The 19,103-nt window shown below is 67.0% G+C and carries 18 protein-coding genes; 9 read left to right on the top strand and 9 right to left on the bottom strand.

What is annotated here, in order from left to right:
• Positions 1-430 precede the first annotated feature (430 nt).
• Entirely contained in the window at positions 431-1,060 is a 630-nt protein-coding gene (locus E1263_RS23555; RefSeq protein ID WP_132170916.1) for a hypothetical protein, read from the bottom strand.
• Between the two features lie 287 nt (positions 1,061-1,347).
• Here E1263_RS23555 and E1263_RS23550 point away from each other — a divergent pair, with 287 nt between their 5' ends.
• Complete coding sequence (locus tag E1263_RS23550; protein WP_238161461.1) at positions 1,348-1,914, top strand: hypothetical protein; 567 nt, start codon at positions 1,348-1,350, stop codon at positions 1,912-1,914.
• A gap of 54 nt (positions 1,915-1,968) precedes the next feature.
• Here E1263_RS23550 and trpD read toward each other — a convergent pair whose 3' ends face one another.
• Genes trpD through E1263_RS23535 form a run of 3 tightly spaced genes read right to left on the bottom strand, consistent with a single transcriptional unit; the run spans position 1,969 to position 4,396 of the window.
• A complete protein-coding gene (gene trpD, locus E1263_RS23545) occupies positions 1,969-3,009 on the bottom strand; it encodes an anthranilate phosphoribosyltransferase (protein WP_132170914.1) in 1,041 nt (346 codons plus the stop codon).
• Between the two features lie 8 nt (positions 3,010-3,017).
• Positions 3,018-3,434 (bottom strand): Rv3143 family two-component system response regulator, encoded by a 417-nt coding sequence (locus E1263_RS23540; RefSeq protein WP_132170912.1) that lies wholly within the window; start codon positions 3,432-3,434, stop codon positions 3,018-3,020.
• 44 nt (positions 3,435-3,478) lie between these two features.
• Positions 3,479-4,396 (bottom strand): cytochrome c oxidase assembly protein, encoded by a 918-nt coding sequence (locus E1263_RS23535; protein ID WP_132170910.1) that lies wholly within the window; start codon positions 4,394-4,396, stop codon positions 3,479-3,481.
• A gap of 31 nt (positions 4,397-4,427) precedes the next feature.
• Here E1263_RS23535 and ctaE point away from each other — a divergent pair, with 31 nt between their 5' ends.
• From ctaE to qcrB, 4 genes are read left to right on the top strand one after another with little or no spacing between them, the layout of a single operon-like run.
• Complete coding sequence (ctaE, locus tag E1263_RS23530) at positions 4,428-5,141, top strand: aa3-type cytochrome oxidase subunit III (RefSeq protein WP_202869016.1); 714 nt, start codon at positions 4,428-4,430, stop codon at positions 5,139-5,141.
• Positions 5,138-6,031: a cytochrome bc1 complex diheme cytochrome c subunit gene (gene qcrC, locus E1263_RS23525; protein WP_132170906.1), complete on the top strand. Its 894-nt coding sequence runs from the start codon at positions 5,138-5,140 to the stop codon at positions 6,029-6,031. Before ctaE ends, qcrC begins: the two co-directional genes overlap by 4 nt.
• Positions 6,028-7,074, top strand: coding sequence for a cytochrome bc1 complex Rieske iron-sulfur subunit (qcrA, locus tag E1263_RS23520; protein WP_132170904.1), 1,047 nt, complete (start codon positions 6,028-6,030; stop codon positions 7,072-7,074). Before qcrC ends, qcrA begins: the two co-directional genes overlap by 4 nt.
• A 5-nt stretch (positions 7,075-7,079) precedes the next feature.
• Entirely contained in the window at positions 7,080-8,777 is a 1,698-nt protein-coding gene (gene qcrB, locus E1263_RS23515) for a cytochrome bc1 complex cytochrome b subunit (protein WP_132170902.1), read from the top strand.
• A gap of 268 nt (positions 8,778-9,045) precedes the next feature.
• On the opposite strand, the gene E1263_RS23510 is transcribed toward qcrB, so the two are convergent.
• From E1263_RS23510 to ctaC, 4 genes are all read right to left on the bottom strand, one after another.
• Positions 9,046-10,281 (bottom strand): L,D-transpeptidase, encoded by a 1,236-nt coding sequence (locus E1263_RS23510; protein WP_238161459.1) that lies wholly within the window; start codon positions 10,279-10,281, stop codon positions 9,046-9,048.
• A gap of 115 nt (positions 10,282-10,396) precedes the next feature.
• Complete coding sequence (locus tag E1263_RS23505; RefSeq protein ID WP_132170900.1) at positions 10,397-10,792, bottom strand: cytochrome c oxidase subunit 4; 396 nt, start codon at positions 10,790-10,792, stop codon at positions 10,397-10,399.
• Complete coding sequence (gene ctaD / locus E1263_RS23500) at positions 10,789-12,564, bottom strand: aa3-type cytochrome oxidase subunit I (RefSeq protein WP_132170898.1); 1,776 nt, start codon at positions 12,562-12,564, stop codon at positions 10,789-10,791. Before ctaD ends, E1263_RS23505 begins: the two co-directional genes overlap by 4 nt.
• A complete protein-coding gene (ctaC, locus tag E1263_RS23495) occupies positions 12,561-13,430 on the bottom strand; it encodes an aa3-type cytochrome oxidase subunit II (protein WP_238161458.1) in 870 nt (289 codons plus the stop codon). The genes ctaD and ctaC overlap by 4 nt, the downstream gene beginning before the upstream one ends.
• Before the next feature lie 130 nt (positions 13,431-13,560).
• On the opposite strand from ctaC, the gene E1263_RS23490 reads away from it, so the two are divergent.
• Genes E1263_RS23490 through E1263_RS23475 form a run of 4 tightly spaced genes read left to right on the top strand, consistent with a single transcriptional unit; the run spans position 13,561 to position 16,184 of the window.
• The gene (locus tag E1263_RS23490) at positions 13,561-14,676 is read left to right on the top strand and encodes a cysteine desulfurase family protein (protein ID WP_202869015.1); all 1,116 of its coding nucleotides are present in this window, start codon (positions 13,561-13,563) and stop codon (positions 14,674-14,676) included.
• Complete coding sequence (locus E1263_RS23485) at positions 14,673-14,885, top strand: sulfurtransferase TusA family protein (RefSeq protein ID WP_132170894.1); 213 nt, start codon at positions 14,673-14,675, stop codon at positions 14,883-14,885. The genes E1263_RS23490 and E1263_RS23485 overlap by 4 nt, the downstream gene beginning before the upstream one ends.
• Before the next feature lie 13 nt (positions 14,886-14,898).
• On the top strand, positions 14,899-15,471 hold the full coding sequence (locus tag E1263_RS23480; RefSeq protein ID WP_132170892.1) for a GNAT family N-acetyltransferase: 573 nt from the start codon (positions 14,899-14,901) through the stop codon (positions 15,469-15,471).
• Positions 15,468-16,184, top strand: coding sequence for an SIR2 family NAD-dependent protein deacylase (locus E1263_RS23475; RefSeq protein WP_202869014.1), 717 nt, complete (start codon positions 15,468-15,470; stop codon positions 16,182-16,184). Before E1263_RS23480 ends, E1263_RS23475 begins: the two co-directional genes overlap by 4 nt.
• A 4-nt stretch (positions 16,185-16,188) precedes the next feature.
• On the opposite strand, the gene E1263_RS23470 is transcribed toward E1263_RS23475, so the two are convergent.
• On the bottom strand, positions 16,189-18,942 hold the full coding sequence (locus E1263_RS23470; RefSeq protein ID WP_132170890.1) for a beta-N-acetylglucosaminidase domain-containing protein: 2,754 nt from the start codon (positions 18,940-18,942) through the stop codon (positions 16,189-16,191).
• Between the last annotated feature and the right edge of the window lie 161 nt (positions 18,943-19,103).

The raw sequence follows: 19,103 nt of genomic DNA, 5'->3' as shown, positions 1-19,103 counted from the left end.
ACCCCGGTCCGACGCCCGAGCGATCCCTCCAGCTCCCCCACCGCCGACGGTACGCCGATGCCGGTTCCCGACGAGATGAGCGTCTCCGAACCGCGCTTGTCAGCGGCGCCTGGGCTGGCCGAGGCTGTGAGCCCAGTCGCCCTCACCCCTTCGAGAGAGGTGAGCGAGCCCGGCGGAGCCGCTGGACCTGGCAAGGCGAACAGCCCTAGCGGCGCCAGTGCCCTGAGCGGTCCTGGCGAAGGCGGCCTTGGCGGGTCGGGCAGACCTGGTGATCCGCTCGGGTTAGGCGGGGCTGGTGATGTGCTGATGGGGCAATCGCCTGCACCTGCGCCGCCGCCACCTCCGCCGCCGCGCGTTCCTCGGCCAAACCAGCAGTACGGCGCGGCTGGTGGACAGCCGACTCCGCCGGTGAGCCAGCAGCAGGCGAACCCTAGCCAGTACGGACCGCAGTACGGTCCTGCTGGACCAGGGGCGGCGCGCGAGCCCGGTCCGGCACAAGGCCCCGGTCCGAGGCAGGGACCCGCTCCGGCACAGGGACCCGTTCCGGCACAGGGACCGCGGCCTGGAACTCCGCAACTGAGCGGACCCACCTCTGGAACTCCGCAGGCAGGCCAGCTAGTGCCTGGGACTCCGCAACCGGGTAGACCAGCTTCTGGGGTTCCGATGCAGCGCCCGGGATCGCAGCAGGGTGGGCGACCGCCCGGCGATCCGTACGGCGCACCGTCGGCGGGAGCCGGTCAGTCGCCGTACGGGGGACAGCCAGGTCAGCCGGCGCGCCCTGGTCAGGCGGTGCGTCAGGATCAGCCAGCAGGCCCGGGGCAACCAGTTCGTCAGGGTCAGGCGGGTTATCAGGGGCAGGGACGGCAGTCCGGTCCTGCGGGTCAACCAGTACATCCAGGGCGGGTGGCGCAGTCCGGTCCGGTGGGTCAGCAGACCCGCGCAGGGCAGCCGATCCAGCCAGCTGTACCGGGGCAGCCGCCGGCGCTTCCGGGGCAACAACTGGTTCCCCCGGGGCAGCCTGAGCGTCTGGCGCAGCCAGCTCGCCCAGGTCCCGTGGCACAGAAGGCAACTGAAGGCCCAGCGTCGTCTGGGCAGCTGGAAGAGGCTCAGGCGGGCTCGCGGGGTTGGGGTGGATCGGATGGTGCTGTTGGAGTGCCTGAGGCTGAGGGGTATGGGGTCGTTATGAAGCGGGGTGGAGATGCCAACGGGCGGGCTCGGCTCGTTGGCGCGTTGGTGTTGGTGGTGGCTGCTTTGACGGCTACCGCTTTGAGCGTGGGGTGGATCTGGGATCGGGCGTCTGCGGTGACGCCGGTGTCCTTGCCTTCGGGGAATTCGGGGTTGCCGACGGTGAGTCCGTCGGTGAAGCCGACGCCGACGCCGCCGCCCAAGGGGCAGGTGTTGGGGATGCAGCTCATTGCCGCGAACAAGGACACGATGCCGATCATGGGGTCAGCGTGGTCGACGAGTGGAGACAATCGGGCCGGGCTGTATGGCGGGGCTGCGATCTGGTTCACCGTGCACAAGGACTACAACGCGTCCTCGGACTGGGGAAACCTGGTGTCGTTCGGCCAGTTGACGCCGAAGTTCAAGCTGACCAGTACGCCGGCGGGGCTGAAGGCGGCGGCAACGCAGGCGGGGTCACGCGCGATCATCGGTCTGTACGGCGAGGGCGCGAAGATCTCGGCGGTTACGCACAAGGCGATCACCGTCGACGGGCACGCGGGGCACGAGATCACGACCCGGGTCGCGGTCAGCGCACCGAAACTGACCGAGACTTACTCGACCGTGCTGATCGCGGTCGTCGACCGTGGTGACGGGACAGCGGCCGTGTCGATCGGCGATATCGCCGGTTCGACGCCGACTTGGATTCAGACCTGGCGGACCAAGGTCAGCCAGATCAAGATCAACCGCTGACAAGACGATGGCGGGACCCCCGCAAGGGAGTCCCGCCATCCAAGAACAAACGCGCTAGCGCACCGCAGCGCAAGCGTCGATCCAGCGGTCCAGAGTGTCCTTGGCCGCGCCGGAGTCGATCGCCTCGGCGGCACGGTCCATCCCGGTCCGGATCCGAGCCGTGATGTCGCCCTCGACCGGCTCGTACGCCGCCAGCGCGGCGCCGGCGTTGAGCAGAACCACGTCCCGCACAGCCCCGGTGGAACCCTCGAGCAACGACCGGACGACCTTGGCGTTGAACGGCGCATCGGCACCCTTCAAGGCTTCCGCCGGGACCGGCTCGATGCCGAGATCGCGCGGGTCCAGGGTGAACGGACCCTCGACTTCTCCCCCACCGACGTTCCACACCTGCGACGTCGTACGGGTGGTGAGCTCGTCGAGGCCGTCGTCGCCGTGAAAAACCAGCGCGTCGATTCCACGGCGAGCCAGTACGCCGGCCATCAGCCCGGCAACTCGGGCATCACCAACCCCGACCGCCTGGGCGGACGGGTCGCCGGGGTTGGCCAGCGGGCCGAGGAAGTTGAAGGTGGTCGGTACGCCGAGCTCACGCCGCGGTACGGCGGCATGCCGCAACGCCGGGTGGAATGCCGGAGCGAAGCAGAAGGTGATCCCGGCCCGCTCGCCCACTTCGGCGACCTGGGCGGCGGTGAGGTCGAGTGGAATCCCCAGCTCAGCCAGTACGTCGGCCGATCCGCAGGCCGATGATGCGGCGCGGTTGCCGTGTTTGACGACTTTGGCGCCGGCGCCCGCGGCAACGATCGCGGACATCGTGCTGATGTTGACGGTGTGGGCCTGGTCGCCGCCGGTACCGACGACATCCAGGGTGCGGCCGGGCACGGTGATCCGGGTCGCGAAGTCGCGCATGGTCGCGACCAGGCCCTCGACCTCGGCGACGGTCTCGCCCTTGGCGCGCAGCGCGATCACGAATCCGGCGAGCTGCGCCGGTGACGCGGCTCCGGACAGGATCTGTTCCATCGCCCACGCGGTGGCGGTGGCCTCCAGGTCCTCGCCCCGCAGCAGCGGGTTGAGGACGATGGGCCAGGTGTAGGCGGGCATTCCCGGGATCAGGTGGTGGCGGGCAGCTTGGCGACCACGGCACGGAGCAGCTCCGCGGTCACCTCGGCGAGCCGGACCGGGTCGATCGGGTGCGAGACCGCGGCCTCGGCGCGCGACCAGGTGGCGAGCCAGGCATCCTGCGGACGGCCGGTGATCACCAGGACCGGCGGGCAGTTGAAGATCTCGTCCTTCAACTGGCGCGCGATGCCCAGGCCACCGGCCGGAACGGCTTCGCCGTCCAGGATGACCAGGTCGATCCCGCCCTTGTCCATGGCCTTGATCACGGCCGGCTCGGTCGCGCACTCGAGGTACTCGAGCACCGGCAGATCAGCGGCCGGGCGCTTGCCCAGCGCCAGCCGGACGGACTCCCGCGTCGTACGGTCGTCGCTGTAGACGAGAACCTTCAGCGGACGCTCTGAGCTCATCGATTCATCCCAAGCTGTGAAAATGACGACTGGACAGCTGAATGCTACCGGGGTGCCTGCTCGGCCCGGCGCGCCTGCTCCTCCAACCGGTCCAGGCGGCGGTCCTCACGCCGTGCCTCACGCTGCGAGTCGCGCACCCACTGGACGAAAAGTACGCCGAAGAACACCAGCCCGATGATGTCTCCGGAGCCCCACAGCAGCCCACCGGCGATGAACTGGTCGTGGATCGGCGACGGCGGCCAGGAGCGCTCGAAACTCGTGTACCAGTCCTCGGCGATCAGCCGGTTCGCGGACATGATCGTGATCCCGAGGAACGCATGGAACGGCAACGTGAGGAACGTCATGATGAGCCGGAACGGGTAGATCACCCGGCCAGGGACCGGATCGAGGCCGAGCAGCGGCCAGAAGAACAACGATCCGACCAGGATGAAGTGGAAATGCAGCAGGTCGTGCAGCGCGGTCGAGCGCAGCGTCGCGTCGTAGATGCCGCTGAAATAGAGCACCCACGGGCTCAGAACGAACAGCGTGAAGCCGATCAGCGGGAAACAGGCGACCTTCGCCAACCGCGAATGCAATACGGAGAGCAACCATTTCCGGGGCCGCTTGGGCAGCGTCCGCAGCGCCAGCGTGACCGGCGCGCCGAGCGCCATCATCAGCGGCGTCAGCATCGACAGGATCATGTGCTGAGCCATGTGCACGCTCAACAGCACCGTGTCGTAGGTGCCCAGAGCGGATTGGGTCGCGATCACCGCGCTGCCCAGACCGAGCCCGACGAACGCGACAGTCCGGCCGGGCGGCCATTTGTCACCGCGTTTGCGGAGCTTGTGGACGCCGTACAGGTAGAGCGCGCCGACGGCAACGATCACGGCGAGTAACACCGGTTCGAAGGTCCAGGCAGTCAGCAATCGCACCGGTGTGAACGGTGCGATCTGGTCGCCGGGCCCGGCGTGGAGGGGAAGCACACTTCAACAGTAGAAACATCTGGTTCACGACATGCATGGGGGTGGTCGTGGCGCTTCGCACGGGGACCGACATAATGACGGCGTGGCCACTGCAACTGCGCTCCCAGCGTCTCGTGAACACGGACACCACGACCGTCCCAGCATGGTCAGTGTCGGCACGATCGTCTGGCTCTCGAGCGAACTGATGTTCTTCGCTGCCCTTTTCGCGGCGTACTTCACGATCCGGTCGGTGACGACCGCCGCTGCGGCCCCAGGCGTGGAAACGCTCTGGGACGCGTCGACGGAGATGCTGAACATCCCGTTCGCGCTCACCAACACGCTGATCCTGGTGCTGTCCTCCGTGACCTGCCAGTTCGGCGTGTTCGCGGCTGAGCACGGCCGGGTCGGCCGGGTCGGATCGGCGGTGAACTTCCTCAAGTGGGGTATGCGTGAGTGGTTCATCCTCACGTACCTGATGGGCGCGGTCTTCGTCGCCGGTCAGGTCACCGAGTACGCCACCCTGATCCACGAGGGCATCACGATCTCGTCCTCGCCGTACGGATCGGTGTTCTACCTGACCACCGGCTTCCACGGCCTGCACGTGACCGGCGGCCTGATCGCGTTCATCTATGTCCTGGCCAGGACGTACATGGCCCGCAAGTTCACCCACGAACAGGCCGTCTCGGCGATCGTCGTGTCGTACTACTGGCACTTCGTCGACGTGGTCTGGATCGCCCTGTTCGCGACCATCTACCTACTCAAATGAGTGAGAAGAGAACTTCTTTGTCACCGGCGCGCTTTCTCTCTGCGCGACGACGGCACCGGTCCGCCGGCCTCGTCGTCCTCCTGTTCGGCCTCCTGGCAGTGGGGTCGGCGTACGCCGCATTCGCCCCTGGCCCAGCGGTGGCCGACAACTCGGCTCAGTCCCAGCAGATCGAAGAGGGCAAGAAGCTCTTTGCGGTCGGCTGCTCCAGCTGCCACGGCCTGAACGCCGAAGGCAGCGGGAACGGCGAGGGCAAGATGGCCGGACCCTCGCTGATCGGAGTCGGCGCGGCAGCCGTCGACTTCCAGGTCGGCACCGGCCGGATGCCCGCCATGCAGACGGGTGCGCAGGTCCCGCGCAAGACTCCCGCCTACACGCCGGAGGAGATCGAGGCCCTGGCCGCGTACGTCGCCTCGCTCGCGCCCGGCCCGGCGGTCCCGGCCACTGACTCGTACGACATCAGCAAGGCCACCGATGAGCAGGTCACCCGTGGTGGCGAGCTGTTCCGGACCAACTGCACGGCGTGTCACAACTTCGCCGGCAAGGGTGGCGCACTGCCGAACGGCAAGTACGCCCCGTCGCTGATGAACGTCGACCCCAAGCACATCTACGAAGCGATGCTCACCGGCCCGCAGCAGATGCCGGTCTTCTCCGACCAGGTGATGCTGCCGGAGGACAAGCGCGACATCATCGCCTACCTGCACGCGCTGCAGGAGCAGAAAGACCCGGGTGGCTTCGGCCTCGGCCGTCTCGGCCCGGTGTCCGAAGGTCTGTGGGGCTGGCTGGTCGGTATCGGCCTGCTGGTCGCCGTCGCAGTCTGGATCGGCGCCAAGGGTGTCAAGGCCAAGGGCCACGGTGCCACGCACAAGGCCGAGGGAGCGAAGGCCGAATGAGCGAGAAGAACTTGCCGGTCAAGGCAGACGAGCACCACGGCGCGGTCGAGGTGGCCGAGCCGATCGCGGATCCAGGTCTGGAGCCGCACGAGTACCGGATCACCGATCTCGACCCGAAGGCCGCCGACCGCGCGGAGCGTCAGGTCGCGACCATGTTCACGCTGGCCGGCCTGCTGGCCCTCGGTTCCTGTGTCGCCTACTTCGCGATCCCGCGCGACGCCATCCTGCAGTTCGGCCCGCTGACCGGGAACGCGAACAACCTGACCCTGGGCGTCACCCTGGGTCTGTCGCTGTTCCTGATCGGCGCCGGGGCGATCCAGTGGGCCAAGCAGTTGATGGTCGACACCGAGGTCATCGAACTGCGGCACGACGCCAACTCCACGCCGGAGCAGAAGGCCGACATCATGGCCGGCTTCTCCGAGGGCGTGGCCGAGTCCGGATTCTCCCGGCGCAAGCTGATCCGCCGCTCACTGATCGGCGCGATGGGCCTCCTCGGCCTGCCGGCCGTCGTACTGCTGCGTGACCTCGGCCCGCTGCCGGGCCGCAGCCTGTACAACACCATCTGGGCCAAGGGCATCCGGGTCGTCAACGACGTCACCGACCGCCCGATCAAGCCGTCCGACCTGCAGGTCGGTCAGCTGGTCAACGCCCAGCCGGCCAACCTCACTCCGCTGCAGGAGGAGAGCGCGGTCGAGTACCAGAACGCCAAGGCCAAGGCTGCAGTCATCGTGGTCCGGATCGAGCCGAACAAGATTCAGGCGCCGGCCGGCCGCGAGAACTGGGGTATCGACGGCATCCTGTGCTACTCCAAGATCTGCACCCACGTGGGTTGCCCGATCTCGCTGTACGAGCAGACCACGCACCACGTGCTCTGCCCGTGCCACCAGTCCACGTTCGACCTGGCCGACGGCGCCAAGGTGGTCTTCGGGCCTGCCGCCCGGCCGCTGCCGCAGCTACCGTTGGCCGTGGACGCAGAGGGCTATCTGATCGCGCAGGCCCCCTTCGACGAGCCGGTCGGCGCGAGCTTCTGGGAACGAGGGTGACACCAGTGTCTGACACCAAAACTGTTGCTAGCCAGAAAGAGGGGCCTGCCGCGACGGCGGAGTTCCCGCCGCCGGTCAAGTGGCTCGACGACCGCCTCGGCATCGGCAAGCTCGGGAAGAAGAACCTGCGCAAGGTCTTCCCCGACCACTGGTCCTTCATGCTCGGCGAGATCGCGCTGTACAGCTTCATCATCTTGATCCTGACCGGGATCTTCCTGACTCTGTGGTTCCGGCCGTCGATGGCCGAGGTCGAGTACCAGGGCTCGTACAGCCTGCTCAAGGGCCTGCACATGTCCGAGGCCTACGCCTCGACGCTGGACATCTCGTTCGACGTCCGCGGCGGTCTGCTGATGCGGCAGATCCACCACTGGGCGGCCGTGCTGTTCATCGCCGCGATGATGGTGCACCTGCTCCGGATCTTCTTCACCGGTGCGTTCCGCAAGCCGCGTGAGCTGAACTGGGTGATCGGCTTCGGGATGCTGTTCCTCGGCATCATCGAGGGCTTCCTCGGGTACGGCCTCCCCGACGATCTGCTGTCCGGGACCGGACTGCGAATCACCCAGGGGATGATTCAGGCCTCCCCGATCGTCGGTTCGTACATGACGTTCTTCATCTTCGGCGGCGAGTTCCCGGGTGACGACTTCGTATCCCGGTTCTTCACCGTGCACGTGCTGCTGATCCCGGGGCTGATCCTGGCTCTGGTCACGGCGCACCTGTTCCTGGTCGTCTACCACAAGCACACCCAGTTCGCGGGTCCTGGCCGGACCGAGAAGAACGTCGTCGGCTACCCGCTGATGCCGGTCTACATGGCCAAGGCCGGTGGCTTCTTCTTCGTCGTGTTCGGCATCACCGCGCTGATGGGCGCGCTGCTGCAGATCAACCCGGTGTGGCTCTACGGCCCGTACAACCCGGCCGAGGTCACGGCGGGTTCGCAGCCTGACTGGTACATGGGCTGGCTGGAGGGCTCCGTGCGCCTGATGCCAGGCTTCGAGAGTCACTTCTGGGGTGTCACGCTCAGCTGGAACCTGCTGATACCCGCGCTGATCATTCCACCGGCGTTCGTCACGCTGGTTGCGCTCTATCCGTTCATCGAGGGCTGGATCACCGGTGACAAGCGGGAGCACCACCTGCTGGACCGGCCGCGCAACGTGCCGACCCGGACCGGTATCGGTGCCGCGTTCATCACCTTCTACGGCCTGCTCTGGATCGCCGGCGGTAACGACTTGGTGGCGACCCACTTCGGGGTCTCGCTGAACAACGTGACCTGGGTGCTGCGGTTCGGGGTGTTCATCGGTCCGGTGCTCGCCTTCTGGCTGACCCGGCGGATCGCGATCTCGCTGCAGCGTGCCGACCAGGAGCGTCTCCTCCACGGTCTGGAGTCGGGCATCATCGTCCGCTCCCCCGAGGGCAAGTACTCCGAGCGGCACACGCCGATCGGGGAGCACGAGGCCTACACGCTGACCACCCACGACCGCCTCGTCCCGTACGAGGTCGGCCCCGAGACGGACACCAACGGGGTTCGCGCCCCGCTGCGGGCCCTGAACAAGGTCCGGGCCAAGCTCAGCGCCTTCTACTACGCAGACGCCGTACAGAAGCCGACAGCAGCGGAGATCGAGGACGCTCACTCGCACGGTCACGAAGACGACGTGCACGAGCTGACCGAGACCGAGGCCTTCCGCGAGGTCACGCCGGACAAGCACTAGTCCTGTCGAGAACGCCCCCAGCCGCGGCTGGGGGCGTTTTCGTTTGCCCACTCCCCCGGTACGGCGCCCTGTCAGGGCCGATCACCGGTACGGCGCCTGCCGGGCGAACCGCTCAGAGACGTTCTGAGCGGTTGAGCCCGTCGGGGTAGACCCGTCTAGGCCGAACCGGTCTGATCCGCTCAGAGGTGCGCTCAGGCGCTTCTCGGGCAACGGCAAAGGCCCGGCACCCTCTACGGGTACCGGGCCAAGCTGTCGGGCTACTGGTTGATCAGGCGAGTGCGGAGCCTTGCTGGTACTTCGCGTAGGGGAAGTTCCAGTCGGCCCAGCCGTTGCCTTCGGTCATGTACTTGGTGGTGCCGGTGACGACGATGGGGTCGCCGCGCAGGGTCTGGTTGTAGAACCACTGGCCGTTGGCGAGGCTCATACCGACGCAGCCGTGGCTGACGTTGGCGCTGCCCTGGGCGCCGTTCGACCAGGGGGCGCCGTGGACGAATTCGCCGGAGCTCGTCACCCGCTGGGCCCACTTCACGTCGGGGATGTTGTAGTAGTTCGGGTCACCGGGCTTGAGGCCGATCGTGGCGGCGTCCATCCGCTTGGTGGTGAACTTCTCCATGATCACCTTCGTCCCGCTGCGGGTGGTGAACCCGTCCTTGCCGGCAGTGATCGGGATGGTGCGGGCGAGCTTGCCGTTGATGGTGACCGTCATCGTGTGCTTCTTGACGTCGACCTTGCTGACGACCGACTTGCCGATCGCGAACTTGATCTCCCGGCTCGCGGCACCCCAGGTGCCGTTGCCTGCGTTGACGCCGGCGGTGTCGATGTTCACCGTGACCTTGGTGCCGGCCGGCCAGTAGACCTTGGGCCGGTAGTTGACCTGCTTGCTGTTCAGCCAGTGCCAGGTGCCTTCGACCGGCACCGACGTCGTGATCTTGAGCCGCTTCTCGACCGCGGCCCGGTCGGTGACCGGGTTGTTCCAGTAGATCTGGATCGGGAGCGCGACACCGACGGTCTCACCGTTCAGCGGGACGACCGAGGCCTTCAGGTTCTTGGTGGCCTTCAGCGTGCTGAAGGTCGAGGAGATCGGCACGCTGGCACCGTCGGTGCCCTCGGCCGAACCGCTCAGCGTGTACGTCGCACCGGGCTTCACGCCTGGTCCCGCGGTCCACACCGTCTTGTCGGCGTTCAGGCTGCCGTCGACGGTGTCACCGTCGTCGTCCTTGAGCGTGACGGACTTGATCGTGCCCACCGAGGTGGTCACGGTCACCGGCTTGTCCGGCGCGACCGCCTTGGCGCCCTTGGCCGGAACCACCGCGACATTCGCCGCAGCCGGGTTGTCCGACGGAGTCGTCGAAGCACCGGGGGTCGTCGACGTTCCCGCCGTACCGCCGCTTTGTGGAGCACCCGGGCCGGCCTTGCCGCCGCCCTCGGAGTCGCTGCACGCCGTACCGGCCAGCAGCATCACCGCGATACCCACCACGGCCAGGCCGTGTTTCCTGCTCACCATTCCCCAGTACTCCCCTGTGATTTGTCGACCGCCGACCAGAGTAGCCCGACGTCCCTGAGACGCACGAAAACGCCGTCCGGTTGGGGCCGGACGGCGTTTTCGTACGACTTCTCACTCAGTGCGCGTGGTCACCGCGGTAGAACTCGAAGATGAACCCCGACAGCGTGACGATGCCGATCGCACAGCCGGCGATGAACAGCCACCAGCCGAAGACCAGGCCGAGGACGATCACCGACAGCGCCAGCGCGCAGTACAGCGGCCACCACGAGTGCGGCGGGAAGAAGCCGAGCTCGCCGGCGCCTTCCACGATCTCGGCTTCCTTGCGGTCCTCCGGACGGGCGTCCATCCGGCGGGCGCTGACGCTCAGGTAGAACGCCACCAGCAGCGACAGGAAGAACGTCATCGTCAGTGCGGTGGTCCCGGTCGGGTCCTCCGACATCAGCCAGTAGATCGGCGTGACGACGAGCACGAACACGCTCAGGATCCCGAAGACCCAGGCTTCGACCTTCACGCTTCGCTCTTCCCTTCGTTCTTCTCGTTCTTCGCTACGTTCTCCTCGAGGAGGGCGACCCGGCCCTGGTCCTCACCGGCGTCGAGCAGGTTGTCCGCAGAGGCCCGGTTGGCCGGGTACTCGGCGAGCGCGAGCTCGGGGTGGTGCAGGTCGAAGGCTGGGCTCTCGGAGCGAATCCGCGGCAGCTTGTCGAAGTTGTGCCGCGGCGGGGGCGAGCTGGTCGCCCACTCCAGCGAACGGCCCCAGCCCCACGGGTCGTCGACGTTGACCTTCGGCGACTTGCGGGACTTGTAGACGTTGTAGAAGAACGGCAGCATCGACAGGCCGAGCACGAAGGCACCGACGCTGGAGACCTCGTTCAGCGTGGTGAAGCCCTCGTTCGCCCCGTACGACGCGTAGCGGCGCGGCATGCCCTCGACACCCAGCCAGTGCTGCACCAGGAAGGTCGTGTGGAAGCCGATGAACAGCAGCCAGAAGTGCAGCTTGCCGAGGCGCTCGTCGAGCATCCGGCCGGTCATCTTCGGCCACCAGAAGTAGAACCCGGCGAACATCGCGAACACCACGGTGCCGAAGACGACGTAGTGGAAGTGCGCGACCACGAAGTACGAGTCGGACAGCTGGTAGTCCAGCGCCGGCGAGGCCAGGATGATGCCGGTCAGACCGCCGAACAGGAAGGTCGTCAGGAAGCCGACCGACCAGAGCATCGGCGTCTCGAACGAGACCGATCCGCCCCAGATGGTGCCGATCCAGTTGAAGAACTTCACGCCGGTCGGGACCGCGATCAGGAACGTCATGAAGGAGAAGAACGGCAGGTTCACCGCGCCGGTGACAAACATGTGGTGTGCCCACACCGCCACCGAGAGGACGGCGATACCGAGCGTCGCGGAGACCAGACCGATGTAGCCGAACAGCGGCTTGCGGCTGAAGACCGGGAGGATCTCGGTGATGATGCCGAAGAACGGCAGCGCGATGATGTAGACCTCTGGATGCCCGAAGAACCAGAACAGGTGCTGCCACAGCAGTGGACCACCGTTCGCGGCGTCGAAGACGTGAGCCCCCAAGGCTCGATCCGCCTCCAGCATCAGCAGCGCGCCGGCCAGGATCGGGAACGCGATCAGGACGAGGATCGACGTCACCAGGATGTTCCAGGTGAACATCGGCATCCGGAACATCGTCATCCCGGGGGCGCGCATCGTGATGATCGTCGTCACGAAGTTCACCGCACCGAGGATGGTGCCCAGACCGGCCATCCACAGGCCCATGATCCACAGGTCGCCACCGACCCCCGGCGAACGGACCGCGTTCGACAGCGGCGCGTAGGCGAACCAGCCGAAGTCGGCCGCACCGCCCGGGGTGAAGAACCCGCTGATCGTGATCAGGCCGCCGAACAGGAACAGCCAGAAGCTGAACATGTTGAGTCGCGGGAACGCGACGTCAGGGGCGCCGATCTGGACCGGCATGATCACGTTCGCGAAGCCGACGAACAGCGGCGTCGCGAAGAGCAGCAGCATGATCGTGCCGTGCATCGTGAAGAGCTGGTTGTAGACCTCTTCGTTCACGATCTGCAGACCTGGCTTGGCCAGCTCGGCCCGGATCAGCAGCGCCATCACGCCGCCGATCAGGAAGAACGCGAACGAGGTGATCAGGTACATGTGCCCGATCAGCTTGTGATCGGTCGTGGTCAGCCACGTCACCGCGAGCTGGCCCTTGCTGCGCCGCCTCGGCAGCGCAGTGCTACCGACAGCGCCGCTGCGCTCGGCGTAGCCGCTCATTTCTCGCCCTCCTGCTCACCGTGACCGGGGATCGTGGTGGCGTCCTGGCCGCCGACGGCGGCACCGGTCTGACCGCGGTCGGCCAGCTCCTTGAGGTGCTGGTCGTACTCCGCGCGGGTGACCACCTTGACGGAGAAGATCATCCGGCTGTGGTAGAGCCCACAGAGCTCTGCGCACTTGCCGGCGAACGTCCCGGTCTTGGTCGGAGTGACCTCGAACTTGTTGGTCCGGCCCGGGATGACGTCGAGCTTGAAGTAGAACGCCGGGACCCAGAAGGAGTGGATGACGTCCGGTGAGGTCAGGTCGAACTGCACCGACTCGTTCACCGGCAGCCACAGCTGAGCGGGCTTCTCAAGCGTTCCGGTCTCCCAGACGCCCTGCTGCCCGTTGACCGTGTCCTTGTAGTTGAAGGTCCACTGCCACTGCTGCCCGACCACGTTGATGTTGTGCTGCGAGGCACCGGACATCTTGGTGATCTCGTTGCCGTGCTCGACGGTGTAGAAGAAGAGCACACCGATGATCGCGAACGGCGCCAGCGTGTAGAGGACCTCCAGCGGCAGGTTGTACCGCACCTGCTTGGGGGCCTTGTCGTCGCGCTTGCGGTACCGCACCACGACGTACAGGATCAGGGCCCACACCGCGACGCCGACGATCAGCGCAGCGATCCAGGCACCGATCCAGAGGCTGCGGACAGCCTCGGTCCGGTTCGACGCAGCCTCGGGAAGACCGAGACGCTTCCACTGCTCAGTGGTCTCCGACGAACAACCCGTCAGCGCAACGGCGCCGAGCACCGTTGCAGCCGCGGCCAGAAGCCGTCGTTTCGCCGGACGTGTGGCGCGGGCGGTATCTGCCAAATGGCCTGCCATGCGCTCCTCCACTCCGGACGTGCCGTTCGAACCCACGGGGCGCCTTTCCCTTCCCAAGTGAGACTGACGACCAAACCCTACTGGACACCATTCGCCCGTTTGCGCACAGGTAGCCCTTAGCGTTTCCCTTGTGAATGAGCGTGCGTACCTCGACGCCGCCTCGGCGGAGCCCCTGCATCCCGCCGCGCGGGAAATGTTGCTCTCGGCAGTGGATTCCGGGTGGGCCGATCCGGTCCGCCTGCACCACGAAGGACGGACGGCTCGGCTCCTGCTCGACAACGCCCGGGCAGTGCTTGCCCAGGGCCTCGGAGTGCGCCCTGACGAGCTCTACCTGACCACCTCCGGTACGGCGGCCATCCACGCCGGACTGTCCGCCGTACTGACTGCTCGACGGCGTGTCGGAGGCGCTGTGGTGCATAGCGCGGTGGAGCACTCCGCCGTACTGCACACGGCGGGTGAGGCCGGGGTGGAGATCGGGGTGGACCTGCATGGGCGGGTGGACCTGGATGCGTTCGCTGCGGCGGTGCGGAAGCCGGGAGTCGCGGTGGCCGTGTTGCAATCTGCTAACCATGAGGTGGGCACCCGGCAGCCGATTGAGGCGGCCGCAGCGGCGTGCGGCCCGGTGCCACTCTTTGTCGACGCAGCGGCGTCGATCGGACATGAGGTTGTTTCAGATGGGTGGTCGGTGCTGACGGCAAGCGCTCACAAGTGGGGCGGGCCGGCCGGTGTGGGACTGCTGGCTGTGCGCAAGGGCACACGGATCGCACCAGCCTGGCCGATGGACGAGCGGGAGGACGGACTCTCCCCCGGGTTCCCGGACGTGCCCAACCTGCTGGCTGCTGCGGCTGCGCTGCAGGCGCGGTTGGCGGAGGCAGCTGAGCTCGACCGGCAGCACCGGGGCTGGATCGCGGAGATCCGGCAGCGGGTCGGGGCGGATGTGCCGGATGTGGAGGTAGTGGGTGATCCGGAGGACCGGCTGCCGCACGTGCTCACGTTCTCGTGTCTGTACGTGGACGGCGAGGCGCTGGTGACCGCACTGGACGCTGAGGGCTTCTCCGTCTCCAGCGGGTCCGCCTGTACGTCGAGTACGTTGCGACCGTCACACGTGTTGGCAGCGATGGGTGTGCTCACCCATGGGAACGTCCGAGTCTCGCTGGCCCGGACGACGACGTACGGCGAGATCGACCGGTTCTGCAGGGTGCTGCCGGGGATCGTGCAGCGGATCCGGGCGGAGGTGGGGATGTGAACCTCGAGCTGGACTGTCGTGGGCTGCTGTGCCCACTCCCGGTGATCAAACTGGCCAAAGCGCTACCGACCGTGGCGGTCGGCGACACCATCACCGTGCTGGCCGACGATCCGGCTGCGGCGACAGACATCCCGGCCTGGTGCCGGATGCGGTCGCAGGAACTGGTGTCGGCCGCCGAAAATGCTTATGCGGTCCGGCGGGTGAGCTGACACACTCCGCGAGGTGACCGCCTCTCCTGACAAGCACTCTTTCTCAGACAAACCGACTCTGACCGGCGAACTGGTGATCCTGCGGCAGGTGACCGAGGACGACTACCCAGCGCTCGCTGTTGCGATGGCTGACCCCGATGTTGGCCGGCTGACCGGTAGCCACGGCGAGATCGGCGAGGAGAAGGCTCGCGAGTGGTACCGGACCCGGCAGGACCAGACCGACCGCCTGGACCTGGCGATCGTGGACAAGGCCTCAGGGGACGTTGTCGGCGAGGCGGTGCTCAACGAGTGGGACCCGGACAACCAGTCGTGCAACTTCCGGATCCTGATCGGGCCGGCCGGGCAGGGGCGCGGTCTCGGGACCGAGGCGACGCGGCTGATCGTCGGCTACGGGATCGAGGAGATCGGCCTGCACCGGATCAGCCTCGGCGTCTACGTGTTCAACCCGCGGGCACAGCGCGCGTACGAGAAGGCCGGGTTCGTGGTCGAGGGTGTGTTCCGGGATGCGCTGCTGTGGGACGGCGAGTGGGTCGACGAGGTCATGATGTCGGTGCTGGCGACGGACTGGATACAGTCCGGTGCGTGATCGACGCTGAACGTATCGCCGTACTCACGGGTGCCGGGATCTCCACCGCATCCGGGATTCCGGACTTCCGTGGGCCGCAGGGACTGTGGACGCGGAACCCGGCGGCTCAGGCGATGTTCGACATCGACGAGTACGTCGCTCGTCGCGAGGTGCGGGTGGAGGCGTGGAAGTTCCGGCTGTCCGCACCGGCGTGGACAGCCGAGGCGAATGCCGGCCACCTCGCCCTGGTCGAACTGGAGCGTCAAGGCCGGCTGACCGGCCTGGTGACGCAGAACATCGACGGTCTGCATCAGAAGGCCGGTTCGTCGCCAGGACTTGTGCACGAGCTGCACGGCACGGTCTGGTTCGTCGACTGCCTACAGTGCGAGCACCGGATCCCGATGGCCGAGGTCCTCCCCCGGCTGGACGCCGGTGACGAGGACCCGGCCTGTGAGCTGTGTGGTGGCATTCTGAAGTCCGCCACGGTCTCTTTCGGACAGTCGCTCGACGTGGCCGTCCTGGACGCTGCAGTCGCTGCTACCGAGGCAGCTGACGTGTTCGTCGCGATCGGTACCTCACTGCAGGTCTACCCGGCCGCAGGTCTGTGCGACATCGCCCTGCGGGCGGGTAAACCACTAGTCATCGTGAATGCACAGGAGACGCCGTACGACGAGGAGGCGACGACTGTGCTGCGCACTCCGATCGAGTCGACGCTGCCCGGCTTGTTCAGCTAATTGTTCAGCTGAGGGAGCCGCCCAGGTCGGCCCAGCCGTTCCACAGCCCACCGAACATCGGTTGCCATGCGGTCCGGAGCTTGCCGGTGGCATCGATCGTGAAGGTCGAGCCTGCTCCGGTCAGGCTGTCGATCACGCGGACATCGGAGTAGGCCACCACCTGGTCGTTCACCCAGCCGTGCTGCCAGTCACCGCCAGGCGTCTTCTGCCACATGGTCCAGGCGCGGTTGTCGGAGCCGCGGACCGTCAGAGTAAGTCCGCCAAGGTTGTCGAGCGTGGCGCGTGGATTGCCCTGCGCGGTGATGCCACTCAACCGGACTGGCACTGAGAACTTGGCACCGCGGCTGGGCTGCCAGCTCGTGTAGACGCCGTTGTCCGTACCGCGATAGAAGAGACTGAAAGATCCGGTGTAACTCATCACCAGGTCCGGGTCCGAGCCGATCGAGCCCGGCAGATCCTGCCAGGGCTGGACCCAGTCACCGCCGACACTCGACTGCCAGCTAGTCCGCGGGACGTTGTCGGCTCCACGCACTACCGCGGTCAGGACTCCGTCGAGGGTGACATCCACAGCCGGCTTACCAACCATGGGCTTTCCGCCGAGCGAGGCGATCCGCCAGCCGTTGCCGCTCTGCCAGATTGTCTGCAGCAGCCCATCGGCGCCGCGAGCGAACAGACTGACCAGCCCGTCGTCACCGACGATCGCTGTCGGGTCACCGCCGACCGCGACATCCAGCACCAGCTCCCAGTTACTCCACGTGCCACCCGGCGCGCTCTGCCGACTGGTCCGGATCCGGTTGTCGGTGCTCCGGACGAACGCGGTCAGCCCGCCATCCCGTCGTACGACGACCTCTGGCTTCCCGGCTGCCGCTACTGGGGGCAGGTCAACGAGGGGTTCCCAGGCGCTGCCGGGAGTCCGCTGCCATGCGGTCTGGACAGCGCCGGTCTTGCTCCGCTCGTACACGGACATGGTGCCGTCGTCGTGCCGCACCGCATCAGTCCCTCGGCTCACTCCGGCCAGGTCGAGCAGGTCGTCGAGACTGCCGGGGACGGCGTACCGGAAGGAGGTGTTGCCTTCGGCGAGGGCGGCATACAGAGCCTCACACTGCGCCCGATAGCCAGTCAGGTCACCGGCTGCCTTGGCCTGCAGCGCACGCACTGCGGCGATACCGGCCCGGGCTCTCTTCTCGGTGCGATCGAGCCACGGCCCGGAGTCATCCTTGAACGACTGGTTGTTCAGCTTGTCCCGCAGTTCGGCCGGTGCTGCGCCCAGACGCTCGAGGTATCCGGTGAGCGCAGTGGCGGGAGCACTCAGGTCGCCGCCGCTGCGGTAGGTCGTCATGAACGCGCGGACGAGCGGCGTGAGTGGCGCCGACGGGTCGGCGAGGACCGCCGGTCCGGTGTGCACCTCGGCGTACCGGCGGAGTGCGTCGGCCGCCGGACCACCGAGTTCGGTGATCATCCGGGACCAGGCCTCCTGTGGCTTGTACGCAGTGGGGTTCCAGGCGTACTCCGCGGCGGTGCCGAGGGCCAGCAGCGACGGCTCCGCCTCCTGCATCTCGTTGATCATGAAGCCGGTCGCGTACTGCGGCAGTCCGGCGTCCCGGCCGACCAGCGGGCCGAGGTGTTGCGACATCGGCGCGAAGTCGTTCACCGGATAGTTGTCGAAGATCAGCAGCTTGCGGCCACCGAACGCCTGGGACGCGGCCGCGGCATCGGTCGTCGTGATCGTGGGTGACACCACCTCCGGGCCGGTCCAGAAGATGTCCACGTCCGCCGGGATGAGCGCGGTGAAGCGCGTCCGGTACGGCGAGGAGCCGTTCCCCCAGTACTCGCTGGGGACTGTGACCAGGCGGGCGCCGGGATGCGTCTTGACGAAGCGGTTGTAGACGTCGTTCACCACATGCGCCTGAGCGGCGGCCAGCGGGCTGGCGTCGGAGCCGAACGTGTCCTGGTCCAGCTGGCAACGGAAGATGCCGTTGACGTCGTCCCAGCCGACCGAGAAGATCCGCTCGCCGAGGTCCCAGAGCTGCTGGTAGCGGGCGATCAGCGCGTTCTTGTCCTCCGCCTTCGCATGGCAGATCACGTCCTTGGCCTCGCCGGCGTTCGCCTCGGGGTTCACGCGGTAGATGAACTCCACGTGGTTCGCCTTGGCGCGTTGGATCGCTTCCCGCATCCGGTCCAGTTCCGCACCGGCGTAGGGCTCCCGCCACTTGGCGCCGGCGGTGTGGGCATCGCCGCTGACGGTGTACTGGAAGGCGTTGAGCCGGTGGCGGCCCATGAAGTCGAGGTGGTTCAGCAGGTCGGCCTGTTTCCAGGGCTGACCGTAGAAGGACTCCATGCCACCGCGCAGTGCGAATGCAGGCTCGTCGACGACGGCAACACTGGGCACTGCGCCGGAGCGGGTCAGCTGGGCCAGCGTCTGCTCGCCGTAGAAGGTGCCGGCGGGGTCATGGCCGACCAGGACCGCCAGGTGCTCGCCTTGGTAGGAGCCGATGCCTAGAACGTAGCCACCGGGCTTCAGAGTGACAGCGGACGGCAGAGCCCAGGCGGACAGCGCACCGGCGGCGCGCTCGCTCGCCGTACCGGTCTCTTTGACGACTGTGGGGGCTGAGCGCAGGTCTGCGCCGAGCCGGCGGATCGACTGCGGGGCCGGGCTCAGCGCGGGCAGGGTGGGCAGGTCGTCGGCTGTAGCGGCGGGAGCAGCGGTCGTCAGCGCGCCGACGGCGAGCGCAGCGACCAGTAACCAGCGGACAATCATGGGCGGAGGTCCCTTCAGGGCGGTGGAGATCTCCTCAGAAAATACCGGTCTAGTCCATTTCGCAACCCTTTCGATCAGGGCTGTCGCTTTTGTGACGTTCGAAGCCTTCCGTGCCTCTGGAGCGCGGGCTAGCGTCCCCGGGGACCGGCACGGGAGGGGAC

The sequence above is a fragment of the Kribbella antibiotica genome, from assembly GCF_004349055.1.
Lineage (GTDB): Bacteria > Actinomycetota > Actinomycetes > Propionibacteriales > Kribbellaceae > Kribbella > Kribbella antibiotica.
The sequence above is the reverse complement of the archived record's forward strand: the minus strand, read 5'-3'. Positions and strand labels throughout refer to the sequence as shown.

Coding starts and splice junctions, on each gene's coding strand:
- trpD (WP_132170914.1), bottom strand. CDS start 3,009: ATGCCCGCCTACACCTGGCCCATCGTCCTCAACCCGCTGCTGCGGGGC.
- E1263_RS23540 (WP_132170912.1), bottom strand. CDS start 3,434: ATGAGCTCAGAGCGTCCGCTGAAGGTTCTCGTCTACAGCGACGACCGT.
- ctaE (WP_202869016.1), top strand. CDS start 4,428: ATGCATGGGGGTGGTCGTGGCGCTTCGCACGGGGACCGACATAATGAC.
- qcrC (WP_132170906.1), top strand. CDS start 5,138: ATGAGTGAGAAGAGAACTTCTTTGTCACCGGCGCGCTTTCTCTCTGCG.
- qcrA (WP_132170904.1), top strand. CDS start 6,028: ATGAGCGAGAAGAACTTGCCGGTCAAGGCAGACGAGCACCACGGCGCG.
- E1263_RS23510 (WP_238161459.1), bottom strand. CDS start 10,281: ATGGTGAGCAGGAAACACGGCCTGGCCGTGGTGGGTATCGCGGTGATG.
- ctaD (WP_132170898.1), bottom strand. CDS start 12,564: ATGAGCGGCTACGCCGAGCGCAGCGGCGCTGTCGGTAGCACTGCGCTG.
- ctaC (WP_238161458.1), bottom strand. CDS start 13,430: ATGGCAGGCCATTTGGCAGATACCGCCCGCGCCACACGTCCGGCGAAA.
- E1263_RS23470 (WP_132170890.1), bottom strand. CDS start 18,942: ATGATTGTCCGCTGGTTACTGGTCGCTGCGCTCGCCGTCGGCGCGCTG.